Origin of the sequence: Bradyrhizobium canariense (genome assembly GCF_018130465.1) — a bacterium.
In the GTDB taxonomy this organism is placed as follows: Bacteria; Pseudomonadota; Alphaproteobacteria; order Rhizobiales; family Xanthobacteraceae; genus Bradyrhizobium; species Bradyrhizobium canariense_C.
In genome coordinates this window covers 127,767-142,453 of record NZ_JAFCKJ010000009.1, presented here as the reverse complement: position 1 = coordinate 142,453, position 14,687 = coordinate 127,767, and the positions used below count along the sequence as shown (strand labels likewise).

Below are 14,687 nucleotides of genomic sequence, written 5' to 3'. Positions count from 1 at the left end.
AATCCAGCCGAGTTCAAGCCATCCGACGTCATCCCTCTTATGACTTTGGAATGAGATTGGCGTGACACAAGCAAGCGGGCCCCTTTCGGGGCCCGCACCGGTCGCAAGCAATGCGCCTGTCGGCTACACGATCAGGAGGTCGTGCGGGTTGATCATCGCGCCGGCCTGGACCACCACCACTGCGAACGCGGAGCCTTGAGTGCCATCCGCGCTGAAATAGAGCGTCTGGTTGCCCGTATCGAAGTGGAACTCGGCCCCGCCGGAGAAAGTGCCGTCGGCCGAAGTCTCGAATGTCGGCGTCACGTCCATGCCCGCCGTCAGGCCACCGCCGAAGCTGCTTGCGGAGATGGCGATGCGGTCGTGCTCAGTCGTGGTGTTGAAGTCCGTGATGTGGCCGGGTGTGGTCGGCGGCTGAAGGAATGCGAAAGTGTCGTTGCCGCCGCCGCCGGTCATGACATGGCCGGCTGCCGTCCCGATCAGGACATCGTTGCCGCCGCCGCCGTTCAGCGCCTCGGTCCCGTTGGTGGCGACAAGAACGTCGTCGCCAGCGGTCCCGTTCAGCACCGACGCGCTGGTGGCGTTGTTGACGACGGTGGCGGTCGCAGCATTTGCCGAAGTCGTCATTCCGTCGGAGGCCGTATAGCTGAACGAGCCGCCCGGCGTTGCGTCATCGGTAAAGAAGGCAAAGCCGAACGCAGTCCCGGCGCTGCCGCCGGAGCTTGCCGTGACGCCGCCGAGCCCGAGGTGGTCAGTGGTGTCGGGATCGGTGTCGTTCAGCGCCAGCGCCCAGCCGGGAACGGCGACCGAGCCACTGGCGCCTGCATCGGTGACCACGGTCTCGCTGATCGCGGTCGGCGCGTCGTTGGCGCCGTTGATGGCGACCGAGATGTTCTGCACCGTGGAGGAGGCGCCGTTGCTGTCGAGGATGGTGACGGCATAGGTCTGCACCAGCGTCTGGCCCTGCGCCAGGAACTGGATGTCGGCGTTGTCGACCGTGTAGTGCCAGGCGATTGATCCGCTTCCCGGCACTTCCGATACCGGATCGAGCGAGAACGTGCCGACATAGCCGCCGCCCTCGGGCGTGAAGCTTGCCGTATGCGTATCCGCGGCCTCGGCGTCGGAGAACGAGATCGATCCGTCGGTGGTCTCCACCGCAGGTCCAGGCGTCGGCGAAACCGAGACGGCATCGAGCAACAGGCCGGAGCCGTCGGTGGCAAAGTCGAACTGCAGGGGCGTCGAGCCACCTCCTCCATCGCCAACCACGTCGAACGTGAATTTGGTGAACCCGAATTCCACCTGGGTCGAACCAAGTATCTGCACGCCGTCCCAGAAGACCGAGAACGCCGAGGATGTCGCTTCGGGATCGCCGGCAACCTCAAAGCTCAGAGTGTAGTGCTGTCCGGCGACGGTGGCGACGTTCTGCTCCAGGAAGCCGTTGCTGAGCAGCGCGGAGTAGTCGCCATACTGGCCGCCCAGCAACAACTGGTCGGAGATGGCGCCAGCCGCCGTCCAGCCATTCAGATTGCCGGCCTCAAAGCCGCCGTTGACGATGACCGTGGGGCCCGCGTCCTCGGTCAGCGTTCCCACCGAATTGGCCGCGGTAATCACCGGCGCGTCGTCGGTGCCGAACGCGTTGAACGTCAGCGTCGTGTCGTGGCTCTCTCCGAGGCTGTTGGTAACCGTGATCGTGAACTGTTCGGTCGGATTGTCTCCGAGCTGGAGCTGGTCGAGTGCCGATGAGGCCGTGTAGTGGTAGGTGCCGTCGGACGCGACCAACAGCGAGCCATACGCAGCGGCGATCGACGTGCCAACATTGGCCGCCTGTCCGTTCACGGCGGTAATGCTGAGCGACAGGCTGCCGTCGCCAGGGCTGTCGGACACGTCGTGAATGGCATTGCCCACGGCAACGAAGCTTCCGGCGTCGGTGGAAGACGAATCGTTGATCGTCGCGGTGACCGGATTGACGATCATGGGGTCGGCCGCACCGGTCGCGGTGATCGTGACATGCTGGGTCGAGGTCGTCGTACCGTCGGTCACCGTGATGTCGTAGATCACCGTCAGCGTGTCGCTGATGCCCAAGAAGTCCAGATCCTGGTCGGGAAGACTAAAGCTCCAGTCGATGCCACCCGTGCCAAAGCCCGTGGCATCGTGCAGCACCGTTGTGAGCGCCGCCTGCAGATCGTTCAGCGTCTCACCGGGAACGAAAGACGGATCGGCCGACCACACCGCAGAGGTGAGCGACACGTCGACCGAGTGGACATTGGCCAGATCGACATCGGCAAAATTCAGCGTCTGCACCGCCGTTGTGTCGGGCGTTGACGAATTGGCCTGGCCAGGCTGCTCGGACAGCGAAGCCGATTCCGGCCCGCTGGTCATCGCCACCGCGTCGTTGGCGCCGGTGATGACGACGGAGACGGTCTGCGTCGAGCTGGTCAAACCGTCGGCAACCTTGATGTTGTAGTTCACCGTCAGCGTCTCGTTGAACGCGAGATAGTCGAGATCCTTGTCGGCAATCGCGAAATTCCAGTCGATGCTGCCGGTGCCGGTGCCGGTGGAATCGTGCAGCGTCGTCGTCAGCGCTGCGGCGAGATCGGCCTGCGTCGCGGCCGGCGGCGTCGGCCCGGAGGTCGAGCCGAGCGTGACCGTCACGGTGTGCGTATCGTTGGTGTCCTGGTCGGTGAAGGTGAGCGTGCCCGCCGGCGTCGTCGGCGTCGTATCGGGCACCGCTGAGCCCGTGGTGGCATCCTGCTCGGCCACGGTCGAGGATTCCGGACCGCTCGTGATCACGACGGGATGATTGGCGCCGAGGACCGTGATGGTGACGTCCTGGATCGTGGTGGCACCAGAGGGGTCAGTGACCGCAACGTGATAGACCAGCTTGAGCGTCTCGCCTCCGTTGAGGAAATTGGTCGAGGAATTGGCCAGCGCGAAATTCCAGTCGACCTCGCCGATCAGATGACCGGTCGAATCATGAAGTCCGGTGGCGAATGCGGCCAGCAATTGCGCATTCGTCAGGGGTATCGAACCGCCGCCCGAACGGGTCGCCGTGACGGTCGTCGAGACGGAATGCGTGTCGGCGAGATCGATGTCGGTGAATAGCAGGCTGTCGTGCGCGGTGAGATTGCCGGCCGGATCGACATTCTGGTCCTCGACGAGCGCGGCCGATTCCGGACACGACAGGAAGATCGGCTTGTCGTTGCTGCCGACCACGGTCACCTTGACCGTCTGCGTCGAAATTCCGCCGGCGTGGTCGTCGAGCTGCACCGTGTAGGTGATTTCGAGGTGCTGGCCCGCCGCGAGATAGTCGAAGGCGAGATCGGGCGCCGAGAAGGTGGTGTTGATGGTGCCGGTCGAGGAGCCGGAAGTCTTGACGACGTTGTCGACGTGGTAGAACGCCATCAGCTCGGCGTCGCCGAGCGAACCGGGCAACAGGCCGGCGGTGGCCCCGGAGGCGGATACGCCGATCACGGTCGCGGTATGCCCGGTATTGGTGAGATCGTCGTCGGTGAAGTTGATCGCGACATGTACCGTGTCGGGCGAAAGCGACAGCGTCTGGTTGGTCTGCTCGGTGACGGTCGCGACCGTCGCCATGTTGATCACCGGCTTGTCGTCGGTGCCGGTGATCGTGATCTTGACGGTCTGGATCGCGAAGCCGCCGTGGTTGTCGGAGACCTTGACGTCGTAGGTCAGGACCAGCGTCTGGTTCTTGGACAGGAAATCGAAATCCTGGTCCTGGTCGCTGAAACTCCATTTGAGCTGGCCGTTGCCGTTTGAATCGCTCAGGATCTGCGATTGCATCGCAGTCTGGAAATGCGCAAGCGAGGCCGCAGGGATGATCGTTCCGCTGGACAGCACCGCGGAATGCAGCGTCGCGGCCGTCGTATGGGTGTCGGTCTTGTCGCTGTCCTTGAAGCTCATCGTCCCGGACAGCGTGTGCAGCGTGGTTGAATCGTCGAGATTGGCGAATTCGGTGAAGCTGCCCGTCGCGGATGACGAGGTGAAAATCGGCGTGTGATTGGTCATGGAAAAATCCCTGCCTGCGTTGCCATGAAGGCGCCGCCGCAGACGGTGCGACGACGTGACTAATCGGTCTGAGAAATCAGACGAGACTCAAACGGTCTTGACTTTAAGAGTCTGGCTTAAGGGTCTTGGATTATGGGTATTGGCTTGAGAGCTTTCGCAAGGCCGTGCCCGGCATCGGGATGGTCAACAGCAATAAAATTCTGGCGCGGCTCGCGTCGTTGAAACCTGGTTCGCTACTTTTTCAGTTCAATTTCAGTTCAATGACATCGGGTTGGCAGCACGGTCGGTCAGATCGCTTCACGCAACTCACGTCACTCAATTCGACTGGACTCAAAATCACTTGCCGGCCGGCCTGCCGGCCCGAAAAATGCGAGACGGCATCATGCAACCTCCGCGATCTTATGCCCGAGCTTGTCGTGCCGTCAACGTAAACGCGCAGCACCCACGCGCGCAACGGCGGTTCCGGAGGGCGGAACCGCTTGAAAGTCTGTGACAATGGCGGATGCGTCGAACGGCTGACGATTGACGTCAGCGATGGCTTCCGACTTTCGCGCCGCATCTGAAGCGGCGCAAAAAAGCAAAGGCCGCGCTATTTGCCCTTCCAGTTGGGCGCGCGCTTGTTGAGGAAAGCGTCCATTCCCTCGCGGAAATCCTCGCTCATATAGGCCTTGAGGATCAGATCCTCGCCCTCTTCGCGCGACAACGTGCGACGGATGCGGCGCACCGCCTCCTTGGTCGCTTCCAGCGTGAGCGGGGCGTGGCTCGCCACGAGCTTTGCGGTCTCGTCGGCGCGGCGCTGCAGCGTCTCGACGTCGGGAACGACCTCGTTGAGGAGACCGAGGGCCAGTGCTTCCGGCGCCTCGACGAGGCGCGCCTTGAAGATCAGATCCTTGGTGCGGGCGGGGCCGACCAGCGAGACGACACGGCTGATGTTCGACATCGACAGGCAGTTGCCGAGCGTGCGCGCGATCGGAAAACCAATGCGCGTCGCTTCAGTCCCGATGCGGAGGTCGCAGCAGGCCGCAATTCCGGCGCCGCCGCCGGTGCAGGCTCCCGCGATCGCCGCGATCACGGGCACGCGGCACTGCTCCAGCGTGCCGAGCACGCGGTCGATCCTCGCTTCATAGTCGAGCGCATCCTGCGCGGTTTTGAACGCACGGAATTGAGAAATGTCGGTGCCGGAGGCAAACGCCTTGTCGCCGGCGCCGGTCAGGATCAGCGCCTTGATCGAGCGGTCGGCGTTGATCTCCTGGCAAATCTCCGCCATGCGCTCGTACATGGCGAAGGTCAGTGCGTTGCGCGCCTGCGGGCGGTTGAAGGTGATCCGCGCGATGCCGTCCGTGACGGAGTAGAGCAGGTCTTCATTGGCAGTCGTCGGTGCGTTCATCGCGCGCTCTCTTTTCTCCAGGTTAGGTCAGGCAACCTGAGCCTTCACGCCACTTGAGCCTTGGTCATCGGCACCACGTCACGTCCCTTCAGGACGTCCATGGCCGCCAACACGCCGCCGCTCCGGTGCGGGATCTTTGCAAGATCGAGGCCCATCTCGACGCCAGCGAGCGTGCCCATCAGCATCAGATCGTTGAAATGGCCGATATGGCCGATGCGGAACACCTTGCCCTTGACCTTGTTCAGGCCGGTGCCGAGCGACATGTCGAAGTTTTCCAGCACCACCTTGCGGAAGGCATCGGCGTCATGTCCGTCCGGCACGCGCACGCCGGTCAGCGCCGGCGAATGCGCCGCAGGGTCGGCGCACTGCGTCTCCAGGCCCCAGACCTTGACCGCGGCACGTGTCGCCGCGCTGTGGCGCTTGTGGCGGGTCCAGACGTTCTCGAGCCCCTCTTCTTCCAGCATCTTGACCGCTTCGCGCAGGCCGTAGAGCAGATTGGTCGCGGGCGTATAGGGGAAGGTGCCGAGCTTGTTGAAGCCGATGACCTCCTGCCAGTCCCAATAGGAGCGCATGCCGGGGTTGGCCTTGGCCACCGCGAGCGCCTTCTCCGAGACGGCGTTGAAGCCGAGGCCCGGCGGCAGCATCAGGCCCTTCTGCGAGCCGGCGACCGAGACGTCGACGCCCCAAGCATCGTGCTCATACTCCATCGAGCCGAGGCCGGAGATGGTGTCGACCATCAGCAGCGCCGGATGCTTGACCCGGTCGAGCAGCTTGCGCACCTCGAGCGGCGGCGTCACGCAGCCGGTCGAGGTCTCGTTGTGGACGACGCAGACCGCCTTGATCGCGTGCTGCTTGTCGGCGGCAAGGCGCTTCTCGATCTCGGCGAGATCGGCACCATGGCGCCAGTCGCTCGGGATGAAGTCGACGTCGAGCTTGAACTTGTCGGCGATGCCGCGCCACAGCACGGCGAACTGGCCGGTCTCGCACATCAGGACCTTGTCGCCGGGCGCGAGCACGTTGACCATCGCAGCTTCCCAGGCGCCGGTGCCGGACGAGGGGAAGATGATCACGGGCTGCTTGGTGCGGAACACCCGCTGCATGCCGGCGAGGACGGCGAAACCGAGCTCGGCGAACTCCGGACCGCGATGGTCCAGCGTCGGCATGTCCATCGCCCGCAGCACCCGGTCGGGCACGTTGGTCGGTCCTGGAATCTGTAGGAAATGCCTTCCAGTATGCACGGTCATCGGCGTCCTTCCCGGTCTTGCCTTGATTTTGATGGCCGCCGAATAGCACCATTTGACCGGCTTGTCCCCTCTCCTAAAGGCGCCTCCCATGCATTACTGGCGGGCGGCCGCCCCCTACTCCGCGGCCACCACCTTGCCGGACGGCAGGCCCCCCTCGGCCTCCGTGAACGGGCGCTCCGGATGCATCAGGAAGGCGGAAAAGCCGCCGAGCAGCAACAGGCCCATCGACATCAGGAACGGCAGGTACCAATTGCCGGTCGCGTCGATCACGAAGCCTGCCACCAGCGGGGATACGATGGCGGCAAAGGCCGAGCCGGTGTTCATGAGTCCCGAGGCGGTCCCGGAATGTTTCGGGGCGATGTCCATCGGGATCGACCACATCGGTCCGATCACCAGCTCAGCGCAGAAGAAGCCGGCCGACAGGCACAGCGCGACGATCGTGATGTCGTGGACGAACAGGATCGGAAACAGCGAGAGCAGCGCTCCCGCAAATCCCGCAACGGTGACGCTCAGCCGCGCCAGCCGGACATTGCCGGTGCGGTCGAGGATCTTGTCCGAGAGCACGCCGCCGACGCTGTCGCCGATCACGCCGGCGAAGAACACGCCCGAGGCAAACAGTGCCGAATTCTTGATGTCGAGATTGTAGTTGTTCTTGAAGAACAGCGGCAGCCAGTTGAGATAGAGCCACAGGCACCAGCCGTAGCAGAAATAGGTCAGCGTCACCGGCCACATCCGCCCCAATAGCGGACCCCAGGGCACGCTCGGCCGCTCGCCGGTTGCGCGCGGCGGCAGTGCGGCGAGCTCGGCCTCCGTGATGGAGGCGTGCTCCTTCGGCTCGTTGCGGAAGTACCAGACCCAGACGACGCCCCAGACGAGACTGACGAAGCCGAGCACGACGAATGCGCCGCGCCAGGTCAGCCACAGGATCAGCAGCGCCACCACCGGCGGCGTCACCGCATTGCCGAGCCGGGCGAAGGAATGGGTCAGCCCTTGCGCAAAACCGCGGCGGTTCGCCGGCGTCCAGTATTGCATCGCACGCGTCGCGGTCGGAAAGGTCGCGCCCTCCCCGAAACCGAGCGCGAAGCGCGCGACGAACAGCGCGGCGAGGCCATGCACGAAGCCGGTCGAGATGGTCGCCACCGCCCAGATCATGCCGCACCAGAACAGCGTCTTGCGCGGCCCGAAGCGATCGCCGACCCAGCCTCCGATCACCTGGAACAGCAGATAGGGATAGGCGAAGGCGGAGAAGACGAGGCCGAGCTGGGTGTTCGACAGACCGAGCTCCTTCTGGATCTCGCTCGCCGCGGTGCCGATGTTCACCCGGTCGACATAGGTGATGAAATACATCGCGCAGAGCATCGCCAGCACGACATGCGTGGCCTTGAACCGAACTCCCATCTCCACCCCTCCGTGATTATCTTTTGTGGTTGTCGCCCGCGTGTCCCCGCGCGGTTTAAGTGCCGACCACTTTCAGATGCGGCGACGCATTGCCCTGCGGGCGCTGCTCCAGCAGCTTCATCGCAGCATCGACGCCGCCGGAGCGGTGCGGCACGCCCGCGACCGACAGACCCATCTCCACACCGGTGAGCGCGCCGAGCAGCGTCAACGCGTTGCATTCGCCGAGATGGCCGATGCGGAAGACTTTGCCGGCGACCTTCGACAGGCCCGAGCCGAGCGACATGTTGTAATTGTCGAGCACGATCTTGCGGAACTGATCGGCATCATGTCCCGGCGGCATCAGCACTGCCGTGAGCACCGGCGAGAACTCGGCAGGCTCCTGGCAGAGGATCTCGAGGCCCCAATGATTGACGGCGGCACGGGTCGCAGCCGCCAGCCGTTGATGCCGCGCGAAAACGTCGTCGAGCCCCTCTTCGAGCAGCATCGCGATCGCCTCGCGCAGGCCGTAGAGCAGATTGGTCGCCGGCGTGTAGGGGAAAAAGCCGTTTGCGTTGGGCTTGAGCATCTCCTCCCAGTCGAAATAGGAGCGCGGCATCCTGTTGGTCTTCGCAGCTATGCGCGCCTTCTCCGAGATCGCGTTGAAGCCGAGGCCGGGCGGCAGCATGAAACCCTTCTGCGAGCAGCTGACGCTGACATCGACCTTCCATTCGTCGTGGCGGTAGTCGACCGAGCCGAGCGAGGAGATGGTGTCGACCATCAGCAGCGCCGGATGGCCCGTGCGATCGATCGCGGCGCGGATCTCGGCAATGCGGCTGGTCGCCCCGGTGGAGGTCTCGTTGTGCACGACCATCACCGCCTTGATCGCGCGCGCGGTGTCGTCGGTGAGTCTTGCCTCGATCACGGCCGGATCGGCGCCGCGACGCCAGTCGCCGGGGACGAAATCGACCTCGATGCCGAACCGTCCCGCCATTTGCCGCCACAGGGTGGCGAAATGGCCGGTCTCGACCATCAGCACCTTGTCGCCCGGCGACAGCGTGTTGACGATCGCGGCCTCCCAGGCCCCGGTCCCCGACGAGGGGAAGATCACCACCGGGCCGGCGGTCTGGAAGATTTTCTGGCTGCCTTCGAGCACGGTGCGGCCAAGCTCGCCGAATTCTGCGCTCCGGTGGTCGATGACCGGCATGTCCATGGCGCGCAGGACGCGCTCGGGGACCGGGCTCGGTCCCGGAATCTGAAGGAAATGGCGTCCCTGATGCATGAAAACCTCCCTGTCGGCGGATTTTGACCGACGCTGGGGGCTATTTTGCATTCATTTTTTGTACTTTCAACCAATTTTTGGTATTCGATTGTCGACATCGACGCGACCAAACAGGCAAACTACTGTGCTGCAAATGAAATCCACGATTCCCGACACCGGGGTTCCGATTGCCCTGCCCGCCGCTAATGGCGGCGACCGCCAGGAGGCCTCGCTTCACGGCGAGATCCTGCTGCGGCTGCGCGACTACGTGGTCGAGGGCAACATTCCCGACGGCGCGCGCGTCCCCGAGCGGCAGCTCTGCGAGATGTTCGGCATCTCCCGCACGCCGCTGCGCGAGGCCTTGAAGGTGCTCGCCGCCGAGGGCCTGATCGAGCTGCTCCCCAACCGCGGCGCGCGGGTCCGCCAGCTCAGCCAGCGCGACCTCGAGGAGCTGTTCGACGTGATGGCGGGGCTGGAGAGCCTTGCCGGACGCCTGGCCTGCGAAGCCATTACCGACGCGGAAATTACCGCGATCGAGCAGCTGCATTACGAGATGTACGGCCACTATCTGCATCGCGACATGCACGGCTATTTCCAGATCAACCAGCGCATCCACGAAAGCATCGTCGCGGCGGCGCGCAACGAGACGCTGAAGGCCGCCTACGCCAACTTTGCCGGCCGGATCCGCCGCGTCCGCTACTCCGCCAATTTCGCCCGCAAGCGGCAGCGCTGGGCGGAAGCGATGCGCGAGCACGAGGCCATCCTCGATGCACTGCGCCGCCGTGCCGCGAGCGAGCTCAGCGACATCCTGTTCCAGCACCTGCGCAACAAGCGGACGGCCGCGATCGAGCACCTGACCGAGCCCCAAGCGGACGCTCCAGCCTCCCCTTGAGGGCAGCCGGCTTGCTCATTTTGAATTCATAATATAATCGGTCAGAAACAAGAATGAATACTCCAGCCCGGCCGTACGCCTCGCTGGATCAGTCCGGGACCAGGGATGACAAACGCCTCCTCGCTCGAACGGCGCCTGCGCGCGGAAATGACCGGCGACGTCCTGTTCGATCGCTTCAGCCGCGGCCGCTACGCCACCGACGCCTCGTTCTATCAGATCGTGCCCGCGGGCGTGGTCGTGCCCAGGACCATGGACGAGGCCTTGCGGGCGCTGGCGATCGCCCGGGACGACGGACGGAAGGTGACCCCGCGCGGCGGCGGCACCTCGCAATGCGGCCAGACCGTCAATGACGGCCTCGTGGTCGATCTCTCGAAGCACCTGAACCGGATCCTGTCGCTCGACGTCGAAGGGCGCACCTGCGTGGTCGAGCCCGGCATCGTGCTCGACGACCTCAACCGCCAGCTCCGAAAGCACGGCCTCTGGTTTCCGGTCGACGTCTCCACGGCGTCGCGCGCCACCATCGGCGGCATGGCGGGCAACAATTCCTGCGGCGGCCGTAGCTTGCGCTACGGCACCATGCGCGACAACACGCTGTCGATGGAGGCCGCGCTCGCCGACGGCACGCTGAGCCGCTTCGGCGAGGTGTCGCGCGATCTCTCCGATCTCGATGCGAACGACAGCGCCCGCGCCCTGTTCCGCGACATGCTCGATCTCGGCGCCCGCGAGGCCGGCGAGATCGCCGCGCGCTTCCCCAAGCTGCAGCGCCGTGTCGGCGGCTACAATCTCGATGCGCTGGTGCCGCGCAATGCGCGCAACAACATGGCCCACCTTCTCGTCGGCTCCGAGGGCACCCTCGCCTTCACCACCAAGGTCGAGCTGAAGCTGTGGCCCGTGATCCGCAACAAGGCGCTCGGCATCTGCCATTTCGGCAGTTTTTACGAGGCGATGGACGCGGCCCAGCATCTGGTCAAGCTGAAGCCGATCGCGGTCGAGTTGGTCGACCGCACCATGCTGGCGCTCGGCCGCGACATCGCGATGTTCCGGCCGATCATCTCCGCCGCGATCAAGGGCGATCCGGATGCGGTGCTCGTGGTCGAGTTCGCCGAAGAGGATCAGGCAGACAACCTCGTGCGTCTGAAGCAGCTCGGCGAGCTGATGGGCGATCTCGGCTTCGGCTGGAACAACGACAAGCGCAAATGGGGCGGCGTGGTGGACATCACCGAGCCCGCGCTCCAGAGCGGGATCGCCGATTTCCGCGCCGCCGGCCTCAACGTCATGATGTCGATGAAGCAGGAGGGCAAGCCGGTCTCCTTCGTCGAGGACTGCGCCGTGCCGCTGCCGCATCTGGCCGACTACACCGCGCGGCTGAATGAAGTCTTTGCCAAGCACGGCACCAGCGGCACGATGTATGCTCACGCCTCCGAAGGCTGCCTGCATGTGCGGCCCGTGCTGAATTTGAAGCTGGAGAAGGACGTCAAGGCGATGCGGGCCATCGCCGAGGAAGCCTTCGAACTGGTGCGCGAATACAAGGGCTCGCATTCCGGCGAGCACGGCGACGGCCTAGTGCGCTCCGAATTTCACGAAACCATGTTCGGCGAGCGTCTCGTCGCCGACTTCCGCGAAGTGAAGCATCGCTTCGATCCCGATGGCGTGCTCAATCCCGGCAAGATCGTCGATGCGCCCAGGATGGACGACCGCTCGCTGTTCCGCTTCAAGCCCGAGTATCGCGTCGCTGAGCTCAAGACAAAACTCGACTGGTCGGCTTATCCCGGGGCCGGCGGCGGTTTTCAGGGCGCGGTCGAGATGTGCAACAACAACGGCGCCTGCCGCAAGCTCGAGGGCGGCGTGATGTGTCCGTCCTACCGCGCGACGCGCAACGAGAAGGACGTGACGCGAGGGCGCGCGAACACTTTGCGGCTCGCCATCTCCGGACAGCTCGGCGAGGGCGCGCTCTCCTCCGACGAGATGATGGAGACGCTGAAACTCTGCGTCTCCTGCAAGGCCTGCCGCCACGAATGCCCGACCGGTGTCGACATGGCCAAGATGAAGATCGAGGTGCTGGCTGCGCGCGCGGCCTCGCATGGTCTGACATTGCGCGACCGGCTCGTCGGCTACCTGCCGCGCTATGCTGGCCTCGCGTCGCGCTTCGCACCGCTGGCAAATTTGCGCAACCGCAGCCCGCTGCTGCGAAAGCTGTTCGAGCGCTTTGCCGGCATCAGCGCACGCCGCGCGCTCCCCGCCTTCCGCAGCGACGTGTTCGTGCCGCCGGCCGAAGCGGTCGGGCCGGAAACCGGCCGCGAGGTCGTGCTGTTCGCCGACACCTTCAACCGCATCTATGAGCGCGAGAACCTTGAGGCCGCGTTGCGCGTGCTCGCGGCCGGCGGCTATCGCGTGCATCTGCCGAAACCTGCAAGCGGCGGCCGTCCGCTGTGCTGCGGCCGCACCTTCCTGTCCGCCGGTCTCGTCGACGAAGCCAGGTCCGAACTCGATCGTCTCGTCGCCGCCTTCGCGCCCTTCGCCGCGCGCGGCGTCCCGATCGTCGGCCTCGAGCCAAGCTGCCTCTTGACCCTGCGCGACGAGCTCGCCTCGCTGCGCAAGGACGATGACGCCAAGGCCGTCGGCGCCCACGCGCTGACCTTCGAGGAATTCCTGGTGCGCGAAGCCGAGGCCGGCCGGCTGCAACTGCCGCTCGGCACCGTTGCCGATAAGGCCCTGGTGCACGGCCATTGCCATCAAAAATCCTTCGGCGCGTTCAAACCGGTCGAGCAGGTGCTGCGCCTCGTCCCCGGCCTGAAGGTCGAGACCATCGAGTCGAGCTGCTGCGGCATGGCCGGCGCCTTCGGCTATGGCGCGGACACCTACGATGCCTCGATCGAGATGGCCGAGCTCTCGCTGCTACCCGCCGTGCGGCGCGCTGACCCAAATACGCTCGTTGTTGCCGACGGCACCTCCTGCCGGCACCAGATCCACGACGGCGCCCAGCGCGAGGCGCGTCACGTCGCGCGGGTGCTGGCGATGAGCCTTGATCGTGCCGAAACCCAATCCACAACCCCTCCCATTGCAAAGGAAACCAGCCATGGCTGACCTCACCCTCGACACCGCCCGCAAGATCCTCGACGCCGCTTTCGCGAAATCCACGGAGCTGAAGTTGAAGCCGCTGGTCGTCACCATCCTGGACGCCCGCGGGGTGCTCAAGATCGCCGCGGCGCAGGACGGCACCAGCCTGATGCGCGCCGAGATCGCGCACGGCAAGGCCTACGGCGCGCTCGCATTGGGCATGGGCTCGCGCGCTCTCTTCCAGCGCGCGCAGGAGCAGGCCTATTTCATCGACGCCGTGAACACCATGGCCAAGGGCGCGCTGGTGCCGGTCCCCGGCGGCGTGCTGATCATGGACGGCACGACGCTGCTCGGCGCCGTCGGCATCTCCGGCGACACGTCGGACAATGACGAGGCGTGCGCGGTGGCCGGCATCCAGGCGGCAGGGTTGAAGGCCAACGCGGGGTGAGATCGCCGCTCGAAGGCGTGTCTGCTGTTTGATAACTCAATTTGGGCTAGTGGAGAGCACTCTCGTGCCCCGGACGCAGCGCAGCGCTTCTTCAGCGGTGCGCTGCAGAGCTGGGGCCCATCGTGCCGTGTGTCCGGTACCGCCATCTGGGTCCCGGCTCTGCGCAGCAACGCAAGAGCGTTGCAGCGCGTCCGGGACACGAGATCTTCCCCTCACCGCCCGGTCCAGACCGGCTTGCGCTTCTCGCTGAACGCTTTCAGCCCTTCCTTGGCGTCCTCGGTCATGGCGAGCAGCGCGATCTGGCTTTCGGTGTAGGCGATGCTCTCGTCGAACGACATCGAGGCGATCGCGCGCATCGCGTATTTGCCGCGGCGGATCGCGGTCGGGGATTTGTCGACGATGCGGCCGATCAGCCAGTCGACCTTGGCATCCAGCCCGGCCGTGGGCACGACATAATTGAGCAGGCCCGCTGCCATTGCAGCCTTGGCGTCGAACGGCTCGCCGGTCAGCGCCCACTCGTTGACGAGGCGAGGTGGGGCGATGGACTGTAACAGGCTCAACACCTGCATCGGAAACACGCCGACCTTCACTTCCGGCAGACCGAAGACGACGTGATCGGCGGCGACGGCCATGTCGGTCATGCAGAGCAGGCCCATGCCGCCGGCCATGCAGACGCCGCCGACACGTGCAATCGCGGGCTTGGTCGCGTTCTGCGACAAGCGCAACAGATCGGCATAGTCGACATTCGGCTTCGAATGATCCATCGCGAAAGCCGCGCCGGAGTTCTGAAGGTCCGCACCGGCGCAGAACGCCTTGTCGCCCGCGCCCGTCAGCACGATGATTCGGACATCCTTGTCGTCATGCGCGTCGCGATAGCCGCGCGCGATGCCGGCGATGACCTCGCCGTTCAGCGCGTTGCGTTTCTCGGGCCGGTTGATGGTGATCCAGAGCGCCTGCCCGCGCTTCTCGGTGATCACGGCTGTGGTGTCGGTCATGGCACG

General features: G+C 64.9%; 9 protein-coding genes. 3 read left to right on the top strand and 6 right to left on the bottom strand.

From position 1 onward, the window contains the following. Positions 1-123 precede the first annotated feature (123 nt). From JQ591_RS23415 to JQ591_RS23395, 5 genes are all read right to left on the bottom strand, one after another. Positions 124-4,023, bottom strand: coding sequence for a beta strand repeat-containing protein (locus JQ591_RS23415; RefSeq protein ID WP_211398332.1), 3,900 nt, complete (start codon positions 4,021-4,023; stop codon positions 124-126). Between the two features lie 589 nt (positions 4,024-4,612). Continuing rightward, the gene (locus JQ591_RS23410) at positions 4,613-5,410 is read right to left on the bottom strand and encodes an enoyl-CoA hydratase/isomerase family protein (RefSeq protein WP_211398331.1); all 798 of its coding nucleotides are present in this window, start codon (positions 5,408-5,410) and stop codon (positions 4,613-4,615) included. A 44-nt stretch (positions 5,411-5,454) separates the two neighbouring features. Further along, entirely contained in the window at positions 5,455-6,654 is a 1,200-nt protein-coding gene (locus JQ591_RS23405) for a pyridoxal-phosphate-dependent aminotransferase family protein (protein WP_211398330.1), read from the bottom strand. Between the two features lie 114 nt (positions 6,655-6,768). Continuing rightward, the gene (locus JQ591_RS23400) at positions 6,769-8,052 is read right to left on the bottom strand and encodes an MFS transporter (RefSeq protein WP_211398329.1); all 1,284 of its coding nucleotides are present in this window, start codon (positions 8,050-8,052) and stop codon (positions 6,769-6,771) included. Positions 8,053-8,107: 55 nt separating this feature from the next. After that, complete coding sequence (locus JQ591_RS23395; RefSeq protein ID WP_433995213.1) at positions 8,108-9,310, bottom strand: pyridoxal-phosphate-dependent aminotransferase family protein; 1,203 nt, start codon at positions 9,308-9,310, stop codon at positions 8,108-8,110. Between the two features lie 133 nt (positions 9,311-9,443). Here JQ591_RS23395 and JQ591_RS23390 point away from each other — a divergent pair, with 133 nt between their 5' ends. The 3 genes from JQ591_RS23390 to JQ591_RS23380 all read left to right on the top strand — a co-directional run bounded on the left by JQ591_RS23390 (position 9,444) and on the right by JQ591_RS23380 (position 13,686). Beyond that, on the top strand, positions 9,444-10,181 hold the full coding sequence (locus JQ591_RS23390; protein WP_211398327.1) for a GntR family transcriptional regulator: 738 nt from the start codon (positions 9,444-9,446) through the stop codon (positions 10,179-10,181). A gap of 105 nt (positions 10,182-10,286) precedes the next feature. After that, a complete protein-coding gene (locus JQ591_RS23385) occupies positions 10,287-13,265 on the top strand; it encodes an FAD-binding and (Fe-S)-binding domain-containing protein (RefSeq protein WP_211398326.1) in 2,979 nt (992 codons plus the stop codon). After that, a complete protein-coding gene (locus tag JQ591_RS23380) occupies positions 13,258-13,686 on the top strand; it encodes a GlcG/HbpS family heme-binding protein (protein ID WP_211398325.1) in 429 nt (142 codons plus the stop codon). Before JQ591_RS23385 ends, JQ591_RS23380 begins: the two co-directional genes overlap by 8 nt. Before the next feature lie 212 nt (positions 13,687-13,898). Here the strand turns inward: JQ591_RS23380 and JQ591_RS23375 are convergent, their stop codons facing one another. Beyond that, positions 13,899-14,681: an enoyl-CoA hydratase/isomerase family protein gene (locus JQ591_RS23375; protein WP_211398324.1), complete on the bottom strand. Its 783-nt coding sequence runs from the start codon at positions 14,679-14,681 to the stop codon at positions 13,899-13,901. Positions 14,682-14,687 lie beyond the last annotated feature (6 nt).

What these genes read in the sequence shown, in the direction of transcription:
- JQ591_RS23380 (WP_211398325.1), top strand. Translation starts at nt 13,258, where the DNA reads ATGGCTGACCTCACCCTCGACACCGCCCGCAAGATCCTCGACGCCGCT.
- JQ591_RS23390 (WP_211398327.1), top strand. Translation starts at nt 9,444, where the DNA reads ATGAAATCCACGATTCCCGACACCGGGGTTCCGATTGCCCTGCCCGCC.
- JQ591_RS23410 (WP_211398331.1), bottom strand. Translation starts at nt 5,410, where the DNA reads ATGAACGCACCGACGACTGCCAATGAAGACCTGCTCTACTCCGTCACG.
- JQ591_RS23400 (WP_211398329.1), bottom strand. Translation starts at nt 8,052, where the DNA reads ATGGGAGTTCGGTTCAAGGCCACGCATGTCGTGCTGGCGATGCTCTGC.
- JQ591_RS23385 (WP_211398326.1), top strand. Translation starts at nt 10,287, where the DNA reads ATGACAAACGCCTCCTCGCTCGAACGGCGCCTGCGCGCGGAAATGACC.
- JQ591_RS23375 (WP_211398324.1), bottom strand. Translation starts at nt 14,681, where the DNA reads ATGACCGACACCACAGCCGTGATCACCGAGAAGCGCGGGCAGGCGCTC.
- JQ591_RS23405 (WP_211398330.1), bottom strand. Translation starts at nt 6,654, where the DNA reads ATGACCGTGCATACTGGAAGGCATTTCCTACAGATTCCAGGACCGACC.
- JQ591_RS23415 (WP_211398332.1), bottom strand. Translation starts at nt 4,023, where the DNA reads ATGACCAATCACACGCCGATTTTCACCTCGTCATCCGCGACGGGCAGC.
- JQ591_RS23395 (WP_433995213.1), bottom strand. Translation starts at nt 9,310, where the DNA reads ATGCATCAGGGACGCCATTTCCTTCAGATTCCGGGACCGAGCCCGGTC.